This window comes from Micromonospora sp. NPDC005305 (genome assembly GCF_040607315.1).
In the GTDB taxonomy this organism is placed as follows: domain Bacteria; phylum Actinomycetota; class Actinomycetes; order Mycobacteriales; family Micromonosporaceae; genus Micromonospora.
In genome coordinates this window covers 76856-91745 of record NZ_JBEXGL010000021.1, presented here as the reverse complement: position 1 = coordinate 91745, position 14890 = coordinate 76856, and the positions used below count along the sequence as shown (strand labels likewise).

Below are 14890 nucleotides of genomic sequence, written 5' to 3'. Positions count from 1 at the left end.
AACCGGTTCAGGACCCACGGCGGATACGGCCCGCGTACCGGGCTTCCAGCTCGGCGTTGTGCTCGTCGCCGCCGGTGATGTTGGCGGACAGGTAGACCGGGGGCCGCACCCCCGCCGCGAGCAGCCGGGCGACCACCTCGGCGACGATCTGCTGGGCCAGCAGCGCGGCGGTGATCGAGGAGACCGCGCCGACCGCGCCGCCGCCGGGCAGCGGCAGGGTGGCGTCGCCGTACGGGGCGCCGTTGTCCAGCACCACGTCGGCGAAGTCGGCGAGCTTGCGCCCGGACGGGTGGCGGGAGGTCATCCGGGCCGAGTGCTGGACCGAGGTGATCGCCACCAGCCCGTGCCCGCGCTCCTTCACGATGGCGGCGAACTCGACCATCGCGCCGTTCACGCCGGAGTTCGAGGCGAGCACGAACACGTCCTGCGGCCGGACCGGGGCCAGCTCGTAGAGGCGGTGCGCCACGGCGGGCTCGCGTTCCAGCTTCGGGCCCAGCACGTCGGCCGGCTCGCCGCCGTGCAGCACCAGGTCACGCAGGGCGATCCGGTTGGTGGGGACCAGCCCGCCGGCCCGGCCGGCGATCTCCATGGCGAGGGCCTCCGAGTGGCCGGTGCCGAACGCGTGCACCACCCCGTCGGCGCGCAGCGACGCGGCGATCAGATCCGCCGCCCGGGCCACGTTCTCCCGCTGGTCGGCGGCGACCCGGCCGATCGTCTCGGTCACCACCGCCAGGTACGCCTCAGCAGCCACCGTCATGCTTCCTCCGTCCCTCGGGGTCGGGCCAGCCACTCCACCGCGAAGTCGACCGCCGCCCGCTGCCTCATCAACCGGCCCGTCCCGTCACCGACCGGCCCGAGCCGCACCGCGCCCGTGGTCTCCAGGTCGGCGCCGAGTCGGGCGAAACACTCCTCGTCCAGGCGTACGTCGTCCCACCACACCCACTCCCGGCCGCCGTCGGCGGTCAGCACGGCCGCGCCGCAGCGCTGCCGGGGCGGCGCCGGCTGCCGGTATTCCGCCAGGTGCAGGGAGGTGTTGCTGCCGTGGTCCACGCCGAGCAGCAGCACGTCGGCGTCGAGGTCGTAGAGGCGGGCCAGCGGGGAGCCCTCGCCCAGCATGTCGGCCCGCTCGTGCTCGGCGACGATCCGCGCGGCGGCCGGCCCGAGCGCGGCGAACGAGACGTGCGGGTGGTCGCTGCGCAGCGCCCCCGGCCAGGTGCGGACCAGTTCGGCCAGCGCGCCCATGAAGCGGCTCGGGGTCACCGCCGGGTCGAAGCCCGGCATCCCGTCGCGGATCACCGGCCACCAGTCCGCCGGCACCGGCGGGTTGCTCCACTCCGCCGGGTCGCTGTTCTCCGGCGTGTGGGTGGGCACCACCACCGTGCCGGCCGGGCCGAGCACGTCGCGCAGGGCGAGCAGCACCGCCTCCGGGCCGCCGCAGAGGAAGCCCAGCGGGCGCAGGGAGGCGTGCACCAGCACGGTCCCGCCGGTGCGTACGCCGAGGTCGCGGAGCTGGGCGGCGAGCGACGCACGGGTGTGCGGCCGGGCCCGGGCGGGGCTCGGGGTCATCGGCCGACGCGGGCGAGGACCGCCGCGGCCAGCGGGCCGGGCGCCTCGTCCGGGATCCAGTGGGTGACGCCGGGCAGCACCACGAAGCGGTAGTCGCCGGTGACGTGGGCGGCGCACGCGTCGGCGGCGGTGCGCCCGATCGCCACGTCCCCGTCGCTCCAGACGAACGTGGTCGGCGCGGCCACCGGCCCGACGGCCTTCATGTCCGCCCCGGTCATGGCCCGGTACCAGTTCAACGCCGCGGTCAGCGCGCCGGGCTCGCGCATCGGGTCGGCGTAGCGGGCCACCCGGTCGGCGTCGCCCACCCCGCCGAGCATCCGGCGCAGGGCCGCCGCGCGGAACGCCAGCAGCACCTTCTCCGCCTTGCCCGGCTTGCGGAACAGGGCGATGTAGGAGGAGCGGGCCTTCTGCCGCGGGTCGGTGGCGAGCGCGTGCCCCATGGCCGCCGGGTGCGGCACCGACACCGCGGTCAGCGTGCGCACCCGCTCCGGGTGCGCCGCCGCCAGACCCCACGCCACGATCGCGCCCCAGTCGTGGCCGACCAGGTGGGCGGCGGTCACCCCCAGCGCGTCGAGCACGGCGGCCGCGTCGGCCACCAGCTCCGGGATCCGGTACGCCCCGACCTCCGCCGGCCGGGCGCCGGGCGAGTAGCCGCGCTGGTCGAGCGCGTACGTGCGCAGCCCGGCGGCGTGCAGCGCGGGGGTCACCTCGTCCCACTCGCCGGCGTGCTGCGGGAAGCCGTGCAGCAGCAGGACGGGCTCACCGCCCTCGGGACCGCCGGTGCGTACCTCGAACGTCAGTCCTCGCGCCTCGACCCGCATGATCGCCACCCTAACGGGCGATCGCCCTGCTGGGCTGTGCGGCGGGGTCGGTGCTAGCGTCTGCGACGAGACAACTTCACATCCGACAGGGGAGCGCACAGCGCTGAGAGTGCGGGCCGGTGCCCGCAGACCCTCGAACCTGATCTGGGTAATGCCAGCGCAGGGAGTTCGGTCGACCTCCAGCCGCGCCGCCGTCCGGTGACCACCGGGCGCGGCGTGCGTCTTCTCCTGGTTCGCCTCACAGAACTGGGAGCAACCATGGACAGCACCAACCGGTGGCGCACCATCGACATCGTCGTGGCCTCCGTGCTCGCGGTGGCGTTCGGCATCATCTTCTGGGCCTGGGGCCTGCTCTGGAACGGGCCGGCGGACGCCGTCCCGCTGCCCGGTCGCGCGGTCCTGTACGGCGTCTGGCTGGTGCCGGCCGTGCTGGGCGCCCTCGTCGTCCGGAAGCCGGCCGCGGCGCTCTTCACCCTCACCCTGGCCGCGCTGGTCTCTGTGGCGCTGGGCACGAGCTGGGGCTGGACGATCGTCGTGCAGGGCCCGCTGGAGGCGGCCGCCGCCGAGCTGGCTTTCGCGCTCTTCGCGTACCGCAGCTACCGGCTGCCCGTGGCGCTGCTCGCCGCGACGCTGGCCGGTCTCGCGGCGGCGATCTACGACGTCTTCGTCTGGTACCCGGGCACCACGTGGGGCAGCTTCCGCCTGCCCTACATCCTGCTGACCGCCGCCAGCTCGCTGGTGGTGGCCGGACTGGGCAGCGTCGCCCTCACCCGGGCCCTGGCCAACACGGGTGTCCTCGACCGCTTCCCCGCCGGCCGCGAACGCGCCGCCGTCTGACCGCCCCCGCCGACCGCGTTGATCAAGGAGTTTGCCTCGGCCGAGACGGTTTTCCAGACGCGAACTCCTTGATCAACCAAGCTGGGGCCGGAGGGGCCGGAGGGAGGTGGCGCGGTGGGAGCCGTGAGCCTGCGGGGGTTCGGGTGGCGGCACGCCGGGCGGAAGGGCTGGGCCGTGCGCGGGGTGGACCTGCGCGTCGAGGTTGGCGAGCGGGTGTTGCTGCTCGGGGCTTCCGGGGCCGGTAAGAGCACGCTGCTGGCGGCGCTGGCCGGGTTGCTGCCGGAGGACTCCGGCGAGCAGGAGGGCACCGTCGAGATCGACGGACTCGACCCGCGCAAGGCCCGGGAACGCGTCGGCGTCGTCTTCCAGGACCCGGAGAGCCAACTGGTGATGGCCCGCTGCGGCGACGACGTGGCGTTCGGGTTGGAGAACCGGGGGGTGCCCGCCGACGAGATCTGGCCCCGGGTGGACGAGGCGCTGCGCCGGGTCGGCTTTCCCTACCACCGGGACCGGCCCACGGCCGCGCTGTCCGGCGGCGAACAGCAGCGGCTCGCCCTGGCCGGGGCGCTCGCCCTGCGGCCGGGACTGCTGCTGCTCGACGAGCCCACCGCCAATCTCGACCCGGCCGGCGCCATTCTCGTCCGGCAGGCCGTCGCGGACGCCGTCGACGCCGACACCACCCTGATCCTGGTCGAGCACCGGGTCGCCGAGGCGCTGCCGCTGGTCGACCGGGTGGTCGTGCTGGAGCCCGGCGGCGGCGTGCGGGCCGACGGGCGCCCCGACGCGGTCTTCGCCGCGCACGGCGACGCGCTGGCCGACGCCGGGGTCTGGGTGCCCGGCCACACCGTGCCGCCCTGGCACGCCAGCACGCCGCCCGGCGAGGTGTTGCTCACCGCCGACCGGCTCGGCCTGCCGCCCCGGCTGGCCCCCACCGACCTTCGGGTACGCGCCGGCGAAGCGCTCGCCGTCCTCGGCCCCAACGGCGCCGGCAAGTCCACCCTGGCCCTGCTGCTCGGCGGGCTGCTCCGCTCCGGCACCGGTACGGTCGCGGCCACCCCGGCCCTGGCCGGCCGGGACGCGGGCACTCCCCCGCACCGCTGGCGGGCGCCCGCCCTGGCCCGGCGGATCGGCTCGGTCTTCCAGGACCCGGAGCACCAGTTCGTCACCGGCACCGTCCGGGACGAGCTGGCCCTCGGACCCCGCCGCACCGGCCAGCCCGAGCCCGCCGTGACGGCGACGGTGGACGCCCTGCTGGCGCGGCTGCGCCTGGACCGGCTGGCCGGGGCCAACCCGTACACCCTCTCCGGCGGCGAGGCCCGGCGGCTAAGCGTGGCGACCGCCCTGGCCACCGCGCCCCGCCTGCTGATCTGCGACGAGCCCACCTTCGGCCAGGACCGGCGGACCTGGCGGGAGCTCATCGACCTCTTCGCCGAGCTGCGCGACGCCGGCCACGGCGTCGTCGCGGTCACCCACGATCCCGACTTCGTGGCCGCGCTCGCAGACCGGACCATCACCCTGGAGCGCCGATGAAGGCCGCCGCACCCCGGACCCGGCCAGACCGGACCATCACCCTGGAGCGCCGGACGCCCGGAGGCCGGCCGTGATCGGCGTCGAACCCGTCGCGGCGGCGGGCGCGCCGCTGGCCCGGCGCAACCCGGTGGCGAAGCTGGCCGCCGCGTTGCTCTTCTCGGTCGTCCTGATCGCCACCCTGGACCCGGTCGCCCCGGCGATCGCCATCGCGGTCGAGTTGGCCGTGCTGCCGCTGTTCGGCATCCGCTACCGGGTGCTGGCCCGGCGGGCCTGGCCGCTGCTGGCCGGCGCCGGCGGCATCCTGGTCACCCTGGTGCTCTTCGCCGCCGACCGGTCCGGCCCGGTGCTGCTCACGGCCGGCCCACTGCTGGTCACCCAGGGAGTGCTGGTCACCGCGCTGGGCCTGGTGCTGCGCATGCTCGCGGTGGCGCTGCCGGGGATCATCGTGTTCGCCACCACCGACGCGACCGACCTGGCCGACGCGCTGATCCAGAACGCGAAGGCGCCCGCCCGGTTCGCCATCGGGGCGCTGGCCGCGTTCCGGCTGGTGCCGCTGCTGGAGGAGGAGTGGCGGATGATCAGCATGGCGCGCCGGGCCCGGGGCGTGGACGCCGGCCGCAACCCGGTGGCCAAGCTGCGGCTGTTCGGGTCGACGGCGTTCGCGCTGCTGGTCGGGGCGATCCGGCGGGGCACCCGGCTGGCCGTCGCCATGGATGCCCGGGGCTTCGACGCCGGCACCCCGCGTACGGTCGCCCGGCGGCAGCGCTTCACCCGGGCCGACACGCTGCTGGTCGTCGCCGCCGGGGCGCTTGGCGCGGCGGCAGTGACGGTCAGCGTCCTGCTGGGCACCTTCCGCCCGCTGATCGGCTGAGCCCCGCTACCGGCGCGGGTGGGCCACCCCGCTCCGGTACGCCAGCACCACCGCCTGCACCCGGTCCCGTACCCCGAGCTTGGCGAAGATGCGGTTCACGTGCGTCTTCACGGTCGCCTCGCCGACGAAGAGCCGATCGGCGATCTCCCGGTTGGACAGGCCGAGGGCCATCATCCGCAGCACCTCGGTCTCGCGCGCGGTCAGGTCGGCGAGGCTCGGGTGGGCGACCACCGACGCGGTCGCGGTGTAGTGGTCGATCAGACGGCGGGTGATCGACGGGGAGAGCAGGGCGTCGCCCCGGGCCGCGGTCCGCACCGCCTCGGCCAGTTCCCGGGGCGGAGTGGTCTTGAGCATGAACCCGGAGGCGCCGGCGCGCAGCGCCCGGTAGACGTACTCGTCGAGGTCGAAGGTGGTCAGCATGATGATCCGGATGTCGCTCCGCGCCGCCAGGATCCGCTCGGTGGCGGCGATCCCGTCCACCGGCGCCATGTGGATGTCCATCAGGACCACGTCGGGCGCGAAGCGGGTCGCCAACTGCACGGCCTCCTCGCCGTCGGCCGCGTCGGCGACCACCTGGAGGTCCGGCTGGGCGGTGAGGATCATGCGGAGCCCGCCCCGCACCAGCGCCTCGTCGTCGGCGATGAGGACCCGGGTCATCCGGTGGTCCCTGCCGTGGCCAGCGCGCCGGCTGACGCCTCGGCGTCGAAGGGCAGCGTGACGCGTACCTCGAAGCCGCCCCGCGGGCGGGGACCGGCGCTCACGGTGCCGCCGAACAGCTCCACCCGCTCCCGGATGCCGGTCAGGCCGTGGCCGGTGCCGGCGTGCCGCCGGACCGGGCCGGCACCGTCGTCCGTCACGTGCAGCCGGAGGGCGTCGCCGGCCACCTCGATCGAGACGCCGACGGTCGCGCCCGGCGCGTGCCGGGCGGCGTTGGTCAGCGCCTCCTGGAGGATCCGGTAACCGCTGACGTCCGCGGCGGCCGGGATCGCGTCGAGGTCACCCGTGACGGTCACGTCGACCCGCCCGCCGGCCAGGGGCACCCCGGCGGTCAGCGCGTCGATCCGCCGCAACGACGGCAGTCCGTCCGGGGCCGCCTCCGCGCCGCGGAGGATCACCAGCAGCCGGCGCAGCTCGGTGACCACCTCGCGCCCGACCTCCTGCACCGCGTCGAGGGACGCGCGGGCCTGACCCGCGTCCGAGTCGAGCACCGCCTGCGCCGCGGCGGCCTGCAGCACCATCACCGAGACCCCGTGCGACACGATGTCGTGCAGTTCGCGGGCCACCCGCAGCCGTTCGTCCGTCCGGGCGGCGGCCTCCCGCTCGGCGGCCAGCGCCACCAGCCGGGCCGCCTGCGCCCGCCGCATCCGCACGGCGTATCCGGGGCCGAGCACGGCGAGCCCCACGAACAGGATGAAGACCCAGTCGGAGTCGCCGGCCATGGCGTTCTCGATGCCGAGCGGGAGGAGATAGCCGGCCGCGGCGACCGGGACAGCGGCCCGGCCACCCATCGCGACACAGGCGAAGGTGGCCGCCACCAGCGCCAGCAGCGGCACGACCGGCCACTCCGGCAGGACCGGCGTGAAGCTCTGCGCGGTGAAACAGGCCCCGGCGACCACGGCGGCCGTCCGGGGGTACGACGTGCAGCCGGCCACCGCGAGGCCGTAGCCGACCAGCAGCACGGTGAGGACGACGAGCCAGCCGGTGGAGAGCGCGGCGAGGTCCGGCCCCTCTCCCTCGACGTAGCCGGCCAGCGGGACGTACAGCTCGGCCAGGCCGAACGCGAACAGCGCGGCCCCGGCGAGCGAGGTGGCCACACCGCGCCACCGGGCCCGGACGTCGAGGGCAGACATGCCGGAAGGGTAGCCACGGCGGGCGGCTCTCCGCGTCCACCCAGGGGTGTAGTGACGGCCGCCGACACTCCACCCGGGGATCAACTTCCGCGCGGACGACCCGGCCCGGGTGTGGCTCCTAGCGTCCCTCCCACGACTTCGAGAGGAGACACTGATGGACAACAGCACTGGCGGGCGGACCGGTCGGCGGTTGACCGCGGGCGCCCTGCTCGGCGGCGGCGTGGTGTACGGCGTCGCGAACGCCTTCTACTGGGTGATGTTCCCGGACGACGTGGCCGACACCGCCGGGAACGTGGCGGTGGCCGCCGGGAACCTGGGCGCGTGGCGGGTGGAGACCGTGCTGTTCGCGCTGGCCCATCTGCTGCTGCTGCCGGCGACGCTCGGGTTGGCCGCCACACTGCACCGGCGCAAGCCGTGGGCCGCCGTCATCGGCGGTGCCACGGCGCTGCTCGGGCTCTACTTCGCCACCGTCCACCTGTGGCAGTACAACGCGTTCTTCGGGGCCCTGGCCGGCGGTGGCGTGGACGCCGACGCCGCCCGCCCGGTGACGACCGCGATCGACGGGGATCCGTTCGTGATGGCCTCGTTCGCGGTGTGGCTGCTCGGCTGGCTGGTCGGCCTCCTCGTGCTGGCCTTCGGCGCCTGGCGGGCCCGCCTCGTGGCCCTCTGGGTGCCGCTGCTGCTCACCGCCGGGCAGGTGCTGGACCTGGTCGGCACGGGCGTCCCGGTCAAGCTGGCGGTGAGCGCGCTCATGGTGGCCGGCTTCGTGGGCCTGGCTCTCGGCGTGGCGCGACGGCGCAGTGTCGAGGCGCCGGCCGGGACGGCCACCCCGGCGACCGCCGCCGCCTGAGGGGCGAACGCGGGCGCGGGGGGACCGCCCGCGACCTCGGGTGCAGTTGTCGTCGCCGCGGCGGCGACAACTGCACCCGACACGGCCTCAGCTGCGCCGGAAGGCGTAGAACCGGGTCTGACCGGCGCGCTGGCTGCGCCCCCCGAGCCGGGCCTCGCGACCGGCCGGCGGGCCGGCCTTCGGCGGCGGCGACGTGTCGGCACGGCCGGGCAGGGTCACCGGCGCGACGGGCGCCACGGTGAGCGCGTCGAGATCCGGCGGGGTGAGGTCCACCGGGGACGGCGTGGGCTTCTGGAGCTTCTTCGGACTGCGCTTGGCGGGCATACGCTGCCTCCTGACTGTCGGGCACCCGTGGGCACGGCGAGCGGGGAACACCCGGGCGGTCCGACGAGGCACGCGACGCCACCACCGACGGTGGCGCGGAGGATGCGGACGCCCGGGGCGCACGATCCACGGCGGTACGCACGGTGGACCGGGCCTTCGAGAGGTGGGCGTCAGTTACGCATGCCCGCACGCTAACCCACCACCGCGCCGCCCCGCACCCGAATTACGGACACGGACCGGCGAGGACCGACCGCCACCGCGTCTTCACCCACCGTCGATGTCCCGGCCCGCCCCCGCACCGACCGCGATACGGTCGCAGCACGGGCACCGAAGACGAGGGGTGGCGGTACGCATGGCACAGCAGGCGACGGCGCAGGTCGGGGTCACCGGTCTGGCGGTGATGGGCCGCAACCTGGCCCGGAACCTGGCCCGCAACGGCTTCACCGTGGCGGTGCACAACCGCTCGCCGGAGCGCACCCGCAGCCTGGTGGCCGAGCACGGCGACGAGGGCACGTTCGTGCCGACGGAGTCCCTCGCGGACTTCGTGGGCGCGCTGGAACGCCCCCGCGCCGTGATCGTCATGGTGAAGGCCGGCGCCCCCACCGACGCGGTGATCGACGAACTGGTCCCGTTGCTGGAGGAGGGGGACATCGTCGTCGACTGCGGCAACGCGCACTTCGCCGACACCCGCCGCCGGGAGGAGGCGCTGCGCGGGCACGGGCTGCACTTCGTTGGCACCGGCGTCTCCGGCGGCGAGGAGGGCGCGCTGCGCGGGCCGAGCATCATGCCGGGCGGCTCGGCCGAGTCCTACCGGAAGCTCGGCCCGATCTTCGAGCGGATCGCCGCCGAGGTCGACGGCGTCCCGTGCTGCCGGCACATCGGGCCGGACGGCGCCGGCCACTTCGTGAAGATGGTCCACAACGGCATCGAGTACGCGGACATGCAGCTCATCGCCGAGGCGTACGACCTGCTGCGGGCCGGCCTGTCGGCGAGCCCGGCGGAGATCGCGGAGATCTTCCGGGAGTGGAACGGCGGCGAGCTGGAGTCCTTCCTCATCGAGATCACCGCCGAGGTGCTCGGGCACACCGACGCGGCGACCGGCCGGCCGTTCGTGGACGTGGTGCTCGACCAGGCCGAGCAGAAGGGCACCGGCCGGTGGACGGTGCAGAGCGCGCTGGACCTCGGCATCCCGATCACCGGCATCGCCGAGGCCACCTTCGCCCGGTCGCTCTCCGGGCACGCCGACCAGCGGGCCGCCGCCCGCCGCACGTTCCCCGAGGCGGGCGAGAAGTGGCAGGTGGACGACCGGGACACCTTCGTCGAGGACGTCCGGCGGGCGCTGCTGGCCAGCAAGATCGTCGCGTACGCGCAGGGCTTCGACCACATCCGTGCCGGCAGCCGGGAGTACGACTGGGACATCGACCTGGGCGGCACCGCCACCATCTGGCGGGGCGGCTGCATCATCCGGGCCCGTTTCCTGGACCGGATCCGGGAGGCGTACGACACGGAGCGGGACCTGCCCACCCTGCTGGTCGCCCCCTGGTTCGCCGACCGGGTCGGCGCCGGGGTCCCGGCCTGGCGGCGGGTCGTGGCCGACGCGGCCCGGGCGGGCGTGCCCACCCCGGCCTTCTCGTCGTCGCTCGCGTACTTCGACGCGTTGCGCGCCGAGCGGCTGCCGGCCGCGCTCATCCAGGGGCTGCGGGACAACTTCGGCGCGCACACCTACCACCGGGTGGACCGGGAGGGGTCGTTCCACACGCTCTGGGCGGGTGACCGCTCCGAAGTGGAGGGGTGAGCCTCACCAGGCCCGTTCGGCGGCCTCGGGCGCCGTGGGCGCCCAGCCGGCAGCCGGCTCACCCTGGGCCAGCTCGCCGATCTCGCCGGCCCGCACGGCCGGCGTGTGGCCGAGGTCGGCGCACCAGCGTTCGGCCACCCCCGCGCAGAGGTCGGCGATCCGTTCCCGCTGCGCCGGTTCGGCCAGGTCGGCACCGGCCAGGGCGGCCGTCATCTCGTACCGGAGATCGCGCATCCTCCACCCCCGTGGCCGGCGCGTCCCGGCGGCGCGCCCTGCGCCGATCGTACGCGCGGGCGCCCCGCTCCCGGCCGGAAAGCCGGATGCGGAGCGCCCGCGACACGACCCGCCGCGGCGTCGCGGCGGGCCGTGGACGTCACCAGAACCGACGGCGCTTGGCCTTCTGGGGCCGCAGCATGTCGGCGCCCTTGGTGAGCAGTCGGCTCACCCCGGTCGGGCCGCGGCGGGCCTCCAGGGTGTGGCTGAGCCGGCGCGCGCCGGCCGCCGCCAGCGGCACGGCGACCGCCATGACCGCCCACTGGGCAATCCGCTTCTGAATCATGTGGGTTCACCTCCGCAATCTGCCTGCTGTCGGATTGATACCCACCGGGCGGCGTCGGTAAGCGCGACCTCAGGCCCCGGGGGCCACCGGGTTGGGCAGCGCGCCGCCGAAGCGGCGGTCCCGCTGCGCGTAGAGCTCGCAGGCGTACCAGAGGTGCCGGCGGTCGAAGTCCGGCCAGAGGGTGTCGAGGAAGACCAGCTCGGCGTAGGCGCTCTGCCAGAGCAGGAAGTTGGAGGTGCGCTGCTCCCCGGAGGGGCGGAGGAAGAGGTCCACCTCGGGGACCTCCGGGTGGTAGAGGTATTTCCCGATGGTCTTCTCGGTGACCTTGCCCGGGTCGAGCCGGCCGGCGGCCGCGTCACGGGCGATCGCGGCGGCGGCGTCGGCGATCTCCGCCTGACCGCCGTAGTTGACGCAGAACTGGAGGGTCAGCGTCGAGTTGCCCCGGGACATCTCCTCCGCGGTCTGCAGCTCGGAGATGACGCTCTTCCAGAGCCGCCCGGCCCGACCGGACCAGACCACCCGCACGCCCAGGTCGACGAGCTGGTCCCGGCGCCGCCGGATGACGTCCCGGTTGAAGCCCATGAGGAAGCGGACCTCGTCGGGCGAGCGGCGCCAGTTCTCCGTGGAGAAGGCGTACGCCGACAGGTAGGGGATGCCCAGCTCGATGGCGCCCTCGATGGTGTCGAACAGGCTGTGCTCGCCCTGCTCGTGACCCTTGGTCCGGGGCAGCCCGCGCTCCTTGGCCCAGCGGCCGTTGCCGTCCATCACCACGGCGACGTGCTTCGGCAGCGCCTCGGCCGGCAGGGCCGGCGGGCGGGCGCCGGAGGGGTGCGGAGTCGGTGGCACCGGCTCGCGCCGGCCGGCCCTCATCGATCGGATCACTCGGTAATCTCCCTGTTCACACCAGCGGCGGCGGGCCCGGCGCCGGTGCGCGGCGGGACCACACCCGGCCCCGCGCCGCCGGGCGGCGGGACCGCGCCGGACGCCGGGGCACCCCGGTCGACCAGCGGCAGCGAGCGTAGCGCGCGTTCCAGGTGCCACTGGAGGTGCGCCGCGACCAGGCCGCTGCACTCGCGGCGCACGCCGGTCTCGGTGGCGTCGGCGTACACCCAGTCGCCGGTGGTCAGGGCGGACATCAGCGCGATGGTCGCCGGGGCGGGGTGGGCGGCGCCGGGGGGCCGGCAGTCCGGGCAGACCGCGCCACCGGCCGGCACGGAGAACGCCCGGTGCCGCCCCGGGGTGCCGCACACCGCGCAGGCGGTCAGCGCCGGCGCCCAGCCGGCGAAGGCCATGCCGCGCAGCAGGTAGGCATCGAGCACCAGGGTGGTGGCGTGCTCGCCGGTGGCCAGCGAGCGCAGCGCGCCGAGGGTGAGCTGGAACAGCCGCAGCGAGGGCTCCCGCTCGATCGGGGTGAGCCGCTCGGCGGTCTCGGCGATGGCGCTGGCCGCCGTGTAGCGGGGGTAGTCGCCGAGGAACCGCTTGCCGTAGAGGTCGATCCCCTCGGCCTGGCTGATGGTGTGCAGCGAGCTGCCGTGGTTGCCCTTGGGGTCGCCGGCGAGCTGGAGGTCGACGTGCCCGAACGGCTCCAGCCGGGCGCCGAACTTGCTGGTGGTCCGGCGGACGCCCCGGGCCACCGCGCGGAGCCGGCCGTGCCGGCGGGTGAGCAGGGTGATGATCCGGTCGGACTCCCCCAGCTTCTGCACGCGCAGCACCACCGCGTCGTCGCGGTAGAGCTGTCGGCGGTATCCGGCCATCGGTCCATTCTCCCTCGGGGTGCGATCTCAGGGTCTCCTCGGGGTGGATCGGCGGTCGATCCCGGATGCGCCGCCGGCGGGGTCGGCCGTAGCGTCCTGGCCATGGCTCTGCACCGGACCGCCGTGGCCGCCGCCGCGGCCGCCTCCCTGATCGTCCTCGCCGGGTGCGACACCCTGTCGTTCCGCCGCCTCGACTACGACCAGACCGAGCAGGTGAAGATCACCAAGATCACCGTGCCGGCCGGCGGCGCGGGCGACCTCACGATCCGGGCCACGGGTTCGACCGACCAGGTGCGGATCAAGCGGATCGTCCGCTACGAGGGCGGGGAGCCGAACACCCGCTACGAGATCAAGGGCGACGAGCTGGTGCTGCCGAGCGACTGCGGCTCCCGCTGCACGGTCTCCTGGGAGGTGACCGCCCCGGAGGGGGTGACGGTGCGCGGCGAGGCCAGCTCCGGGAACGTCATGCTGCACCGCGTCGGCCCGGTGGACTTCACCCTCAACTCCGGCGACATCAACGTGACCGAGGCCCGTGGCGAGGTCCGCGCCACCACCACCTCGGGGAACATCGAGGTGGTCGACGCCACGGGCCCGGTCCGGCTGCGCGCCTCCTCCGGCGACATCAGCGCCCGCCGGCTCGCGGCGGGGGTGGACGCGGAGGCCACCTCGGGCAACGTCAGCATCGAGCTGGACAAGCCGGCCGCGGCCCGGTTGCACGCGACCAGCGGCGACATCGACCTGAGCGTGCCCGAGGGCCGCTACCGGGTGCGGGCGGACGCGAAGTCCGGCGACACCGATCTCGCCGTGCTGAACGACCCGGGCGCGTCCCTGCTGCTCGACGTCTCCGCCACCAGCGGCAACGTGACGGTCAACCAGCGCTGAGGGCGGCGCGGGTCAGCCCAGGGTGCGGCCGGACCACTCCGGCGCGCCGCGCGGGCCCGGCACCCGGGCGCCCGCCGCCGCCAGTTCGGCGCCGGCGGGCGCCGGGCTGGCCGGTGCGGCCGCCGCCCGCTCGGTCACGGTCCGCCGGGGGCGGCCGGGCACCAGCTCCGGGGTACGCCGGGCGGCCAGGTCCTCGACCCAGCCGACCAGCAGGGTGATCACGCCGACCAGCGCGAACACCAGCGCCACCCGGATCGCCAGCCCGAGCAGGTCCTGGTGCGACCAGCCGACCACGTCGACCAGTGGGGTGAGCGCCACCACGAACGGCATGTGCCAGAGGTAGACGGTCAGCGCGCGCCGGTTCAGCACGGTGACCACCGGGCCCAGCACCGGAATGCGGTCGACCCAGGCCGCCCCGGCCGGCGCCCGGCCGATCGCCACCAGGATGAACGCCGCCGACCAGAGCGCGTTGCCCAGGTGGATGTCGTTCAGATCGTGGCCGCGCGGGCCGGGGTGGGTGAAGATCCAGCCCAGACCGGCTGCGCCGAGGGCGAGCGCGAGCGGGACGAGCACCCGGTCGGCCATGCGGCGCAGCAGGCCGTCGTGGTGGGCGAAGCCGAGCAGCCAGGCCCCGAAGTACAGGCCGAACTCGCGCAGCACGGTCGGCGGGTTCGCCAGCACGCCGAACTCGATGGCGGCGAGCAGCGCGTACGGGGCCAGCAGGGTGGGCAGCGGGGCCCGGCGGAACAGCCGGAGGGCCACCGGCGAGGCCAGCACGAACCAGAGGTAGTCCCGCAGGTACCAGATCGGGCTCAGCGCGAGGCCGCCCCAGTGGTTGGCCGGCGGGTCGCTGACCGGGAGGAGCCAGAGCAGCACCTTCGGGGTGAGCGGCAGCCCGGTGAGCAGCATGGCCGGCACGAAGACCGCGGCGAGCACCCAGAGCGACGGCAGCAGCCGGCGCAGCCGGCGCCCCACGGCCGGTACGCCGCTCCGGTCCAGCGAGGCGGCCATCAGCGAGCCCGCGAGCGCGAACATCACCGACATGGCCGGGAAGATCAGGGTCAGCGTCGCCCATCCGGTGACGTGGTAGACGACGACTCGAACGATGGCCAGGGAGCGGAGCAGGTCGAGGTATCGGTTTCGCATCAGCTCGCGGGGGCGTCGGGGGCGGGGGGGTAACGCCTCCCTACCCTCCGATCCGCCCGGACGAAACGGTGCGCGGGCGGGGGTAAAAAGTGAAACATTCCATAA

Annotated in this window: 17 protein-coding genes and 1 riboswitch; of the genes, 6 read left to right on the top strand and 11 right to left on the bottom strand. The window is 75.0% G+C overall.

All coding sequences use genetic code 11. The annotated features are described in order from the left end of the window. Nucleotides 1-7: 7 nt before the first annotated feature. The 3 genes from ABZS80_RS27010 to ABZS80_RS27000 are packed head-to-tail and all read right to left on the bottom strand — an operon-like array spanning nt 8 to nt 2387. A complete protein-coding gene (locus ABZS80_RS27010; protein WP_151465205.1) occupies nt 8-757 on the bottom strand; it encodes an SIS domain-containing protein in 750 nt (249 codons plus the stop codon). Further along, entirely contained in the window at nt 754-1566 is an 813-nt protein-coding gene (locus ABZS80_RS27005) for an AAC(3) family N-acetyltransferase (RefSeq protein ID WP_355060123.1), read from the bottom strand. Before ABZS80_RS27005 ends, ABZS80_RS27010 begins: the two co-directional genes overlap by 4 nt. Continuing rightward, the gene (locus ABZS80_RS27000; RefSeq protein WP_355060121.1) at nt 1563-2387 is read right to left on the bottom strand and encodes an alpha/beta hydrolase; all 825 of its coding nucleotides are present in this window, start codon (nt 2385-2387) and stop codon (nt 1563-1565) included. The genes ABZS80_RS27005 and ABZS80_RS27000 overlap by 4 nt, the downstream gene beginning before the upstream one ends. 77 nt (nt 2388-2464) lie before the next feature. Then, nucleotides 2465-2571, top strand: a riboswitch (TPP riboswitch). A 74-nt stretch (nt 2572-2645) separates the two neighbouring features. On the opposite strand from ABZS80_RS27000, the gene ABZS80_RS26995 reads away from it, so the two are divergent. The 3 genes from ABZS80_RS26995 (at nt 2646) to ABZS80_RS26985 (ending at nt 5625) form a co-directional block, all read left to right on the top strand. Next, nucleotides 2646-3224 carry an ECF transporter S component gene (locus ABZS80_RS26995; RefSeq protein WP_355060119.1) on the top strand — a complete coding sequence of 193 codons (579 nt, stop codon included), beginning with the start codon at nt 2646-2648 and terminating at the stop codon, nt 3222-3224. Nucleotides 3225-3338: 114 nt separating this feature from the next. After that, nucleotides 3339-4754, top strand: a complete 1416-nt coding sequence (locus ABZS80_RS26990; protein WP_355060117.1) for an ABC transporter ATP-binding protein — start codon at nt 3339-3341, stop codon at nt 4752-4754. A 70-nt stretch (nt 4755-4824) separates the two neighbouring features. Next, nucleotides 4825-5625, top strand: coding sequence for an energy-coupling factor transporter transmembrane component T (locus tag ABZS80_RS26985; RefSeq protein WP_355060116.1), 801 nt, complete (start codon nt 4825-4827; stop codon nt 5623-5625). 6 nt (nt 5626-5631) lie between these two features. Here ABZS80_RS26985 and ABZS80_RS26980 read toward each other — a convergent pair whose 3' ends face one another. Both ABZS80_RS26980 and ABZS80_RS26975 read right to left on the bottom strand, forming a co-directional pair. Further along, nucleotides 5632-6282 carry a response regulator transcription factor gene (locus ABZS80_RS26980; RefSeq protein ID WP_355060114.1) on the bottom strand — a complete coding sequence of 217 codons (651 nt, stop codon included), beginning with the start codon at nt 6280-6282 and terminating at the stop codon, nt 5632-5634. Continuing rightward, a complete protein-coding gene (locus tag ABZS80_RS26975; protein ID WP_355060112.1) occupies nt 6279-7475 on the bottom strand; it encodes a sensor histidine kinase in 1197 nt (398 codons plus the stop codon). The genes ABZS80_RS26980 and ABZS80_RS26975 overlap by 4 nt, the downstream gene beginning before the upstream one ends. A 154-nt stretch (nt 7476-7629) precedes the next feature. On the opposite strand from ABZS80_RS26975, the gene ABZS80_RS26970 reads away from it, so the two are divergent. After that, a complete protein-coding gene (locus ABZS80_RS26970; RefSeq protein ID WP_355060110.1) occupies nt 7630-8325 on the top strand; it encodes a hypothetical protein in 696 nt (231 codons plus the stop codon). A gap of 87 nt (nt 8326-8412) precedes the next feature. Here the strand turns inward: ABZS80_RS26970 and ABZS80_RS26965 are convergent, their stop codons facing one another. Then, a complete protein-coding gene (locus ABZS80_RS26965; RefSeq protein WP_355060108.1) occupies nt 8413-8649 on the bottom strand; it encodes a hypothetical protein in 237 nt (78 codons plus the stop codon). A 352-nt stretch (nt 8650-9001) separates the two neighbouring features. Between ABZS80_RS26965 and gndA the strand changes: the two genes are divergently transcribed. Beyond that, nucleotides 9002-10444 carry an NADP-dependent phosphogluconate dehydrogenase gene (gene gndA / locus ABZS80_RS26960; RefSeq protein WP_355060106.1) on the top strand — a complete coding sequence of 481 codons (1443 nt, stop codon included), beginning with the start codon at nt 9002-9004 and terminating at the stop codon, nt 10442-10444. A gap of 3 nt (nt 10445-10447) precedes the next feature. Here gndA and ABZS80_RS26955 read toward each other — a convergent pair whose 3' ends face one another. The 4 genes from ABZS80_RS26955 to recO all read right to left on the bottom strand — a co-directional run bounded on the left by ABZS80_RS26955 (nt 10448) and on the right by recO (nt 12757). Beyond that, nucleotides 10448-10678, bottom strand: a complete 231-nt coding sequence (locus ABZS80_RS26955) for a thioredoxin reductase (protein ID WP_151464139.1) — start codon at nt 10676-10678, stop codon at nt 10448-10450. A gap of 139 nt (nt 10679-10817) precedes the next feature. Next, a complete protein-coding gene (locus tag ABZS80_RS26950) occupies nt 10818-11003 on the bottom strand; it encodes a hypothetical protein (protein WP_091269936.1) in 186 nt (61 codons plus the stop codon). A gap of 69 nt (nt 11004-11072) precedes the next feature. Continuing rightward, nucleotides 11073-11873, bottom strand: coding sequence for an isoprenyl transferase (locus tag ABZS80_RS26945; protein ID WP_151464144.1), 801 nt, complete (start codon nt 11871-11873; stop codon nt 11073-11075). An 8-nt stretch (nt 11874-11881) separates the two neighbouring features. Continuing rightward, a complete protein-coding gene (gene recO / locus ABZS80_RS26940) occupies nt 11882-12757 on the bottom strand; it encodes a DNA repair protein RecO (protein WP_151464138.1) in 876 nt (291 codons plus the stop codon). Between the two features lie 102 nt (nt 12758-12859). Between recO and ABZS80_RS26935 the strand changes: the two genes are divergently transcribed. Further along, complete coding sequence (locus tag ABZS80_RS26935) at nt 12860-13639, top strand: DUF4097 family beta strand repeat-containing protein (protein WP_355060103.1); 780 nt, start codon at nt 12860-12862, stop codon at nt 13637-13639. Nucleotides 13640-13651: 12 nt separating this feature from the next. Here the strand turns inward: ABZS80_RS26935 and ABZS80_RS26930 are convergent, their stop codons facing one another. Next, the gene (locus ABZS80_RS26930; RefSeq protein ID WP_355060101.1) at nt 13652-14785 is read right to left on the bottom strand and encodes an acyltransferase; all 1134 of its coding nucleotides are present in this window, start codon (nt 14783-14785) and stop codon (nt 13652-13654) included. Between the last annotated feature and the right edge of the window lie 105 nt (nt 14786-14890).

What these genes read in the sequence shown, in the direction of transcription:
- ABZS80_RS27000 (WP_355060121.1), bottom strand. Translation starts at nt 2,387, where the DNA reads ATGCGGGTCGAGGCGCGAGGACTGACGTTCGAGGTACGCACCGGCGGT.
- ABZS80_RS26935 (WP_355060103.1), top strand. Translation starts at nt 12,860, where the DNA reads ATGGCTCTGCACCGGACCGCCGTGGCCGCCGCCGCGGCCGCCTCCCTG.
- recO (WP_151464138.1), bottom strand. Translation starts at nt 12,757, where the DNA reads ATGGCCGGATACCGCCGACAGCTCTACCGCGACGACGCGGTGGTGCTG.
- ABZS80_RS26980 (WP_355060114.1), bottom strand. Translation starts at nt 6,282, where the DNA reads ATGACCCGGGTCCTCATCGCCGACGACGAGGCGCTGGTGCGGGGCGGG.
- gndA (WP_355060106.1), top strand. Translation starts at nt 9,002, where the DNA reads ATGGCACAGCAGGCGACGGCGCAGGTCGGGGTCACCGGTCTGGCGGTG.
- ABZS80_RS26970 (WP_355060110.1), top strand. Translation starts at nt 7,630, where the DNA reads ATGGACAACAGCACTGGCGGGCGGACCGGTCGGCGGTTGACCGCGGGC.
- ABZS80_RS27005 (WP_355060123.1), bottom strand. Translation starts at nt 1,566, where the DNA reads ATGACCCCGAGCCCCGCCCGGGCCCGGCCGCACACCCGTGCGTCGCTC.
- ABZS80_RS26995 (WP_355060119.1), top strand. Translation starts at nt 2,646, where the DNA reads ATGGACAGCACCAACCGGTGGCGCACCATCGACATCGTCGTGGCCTCC.
- ABZS80_RS27010 (WP_151465205.1), bottom strand. Translation starts at nt 757, where the DNA reads ATGACGGTGGCTGCTGAGGCGTACCTGGCGGTGGTGACCGAGACGATC.
- ABZS80_RS26975 (WP_355060112.1), bottom strand. Translation starts at nt 7,475, where the DNA reads ATGTCTGCCCTCGACGTCCGGGCCCGGTGGCGCGGTGTGGCCACCTCG.
- ABZS80_RS26950 (WP_091269936.1), bottom strand. Translation starts at nt 11,003, where the DNA reads ATGATTCAGAAGCGGATTGCCCAGTGGGCGGTCATGGCGGTCGCCGTG.
- ABZS80_RS26945 (WP_151464144.1), bottom strand. Translation starts at nt 11,873, where the DNA reads ATGAGGGCCGGCCGGCGCGAGCCGGTGCCACCGACTCCGCACCCCTCC.
- ABZS80_RS26930 (WP_355060101.1), bottom strand. Translation starts at nt 14,785, where the DNA reads ATGCGAAACCGATACCTCGACCTGCTCCGCTCCCTGGCCATCGTTCGA.
- ABZS80_RS26965 (WP_355060108.1), bottom strand. Translation starts at nt 8,649, where the DNA reads ATGCCCGCCAAGCGCAGTCCGAAGAAGCTCCAGAAGCCCACGCCGTCC.
- ABZS80_RS26955 (WP_151464139.1), bottom strand. Translation starts at nt 10,678, where the DNA reads ATGCGCGATCTCCGGTACGAGATGACGGCCGCCCTGGCCGGTGCCGAC.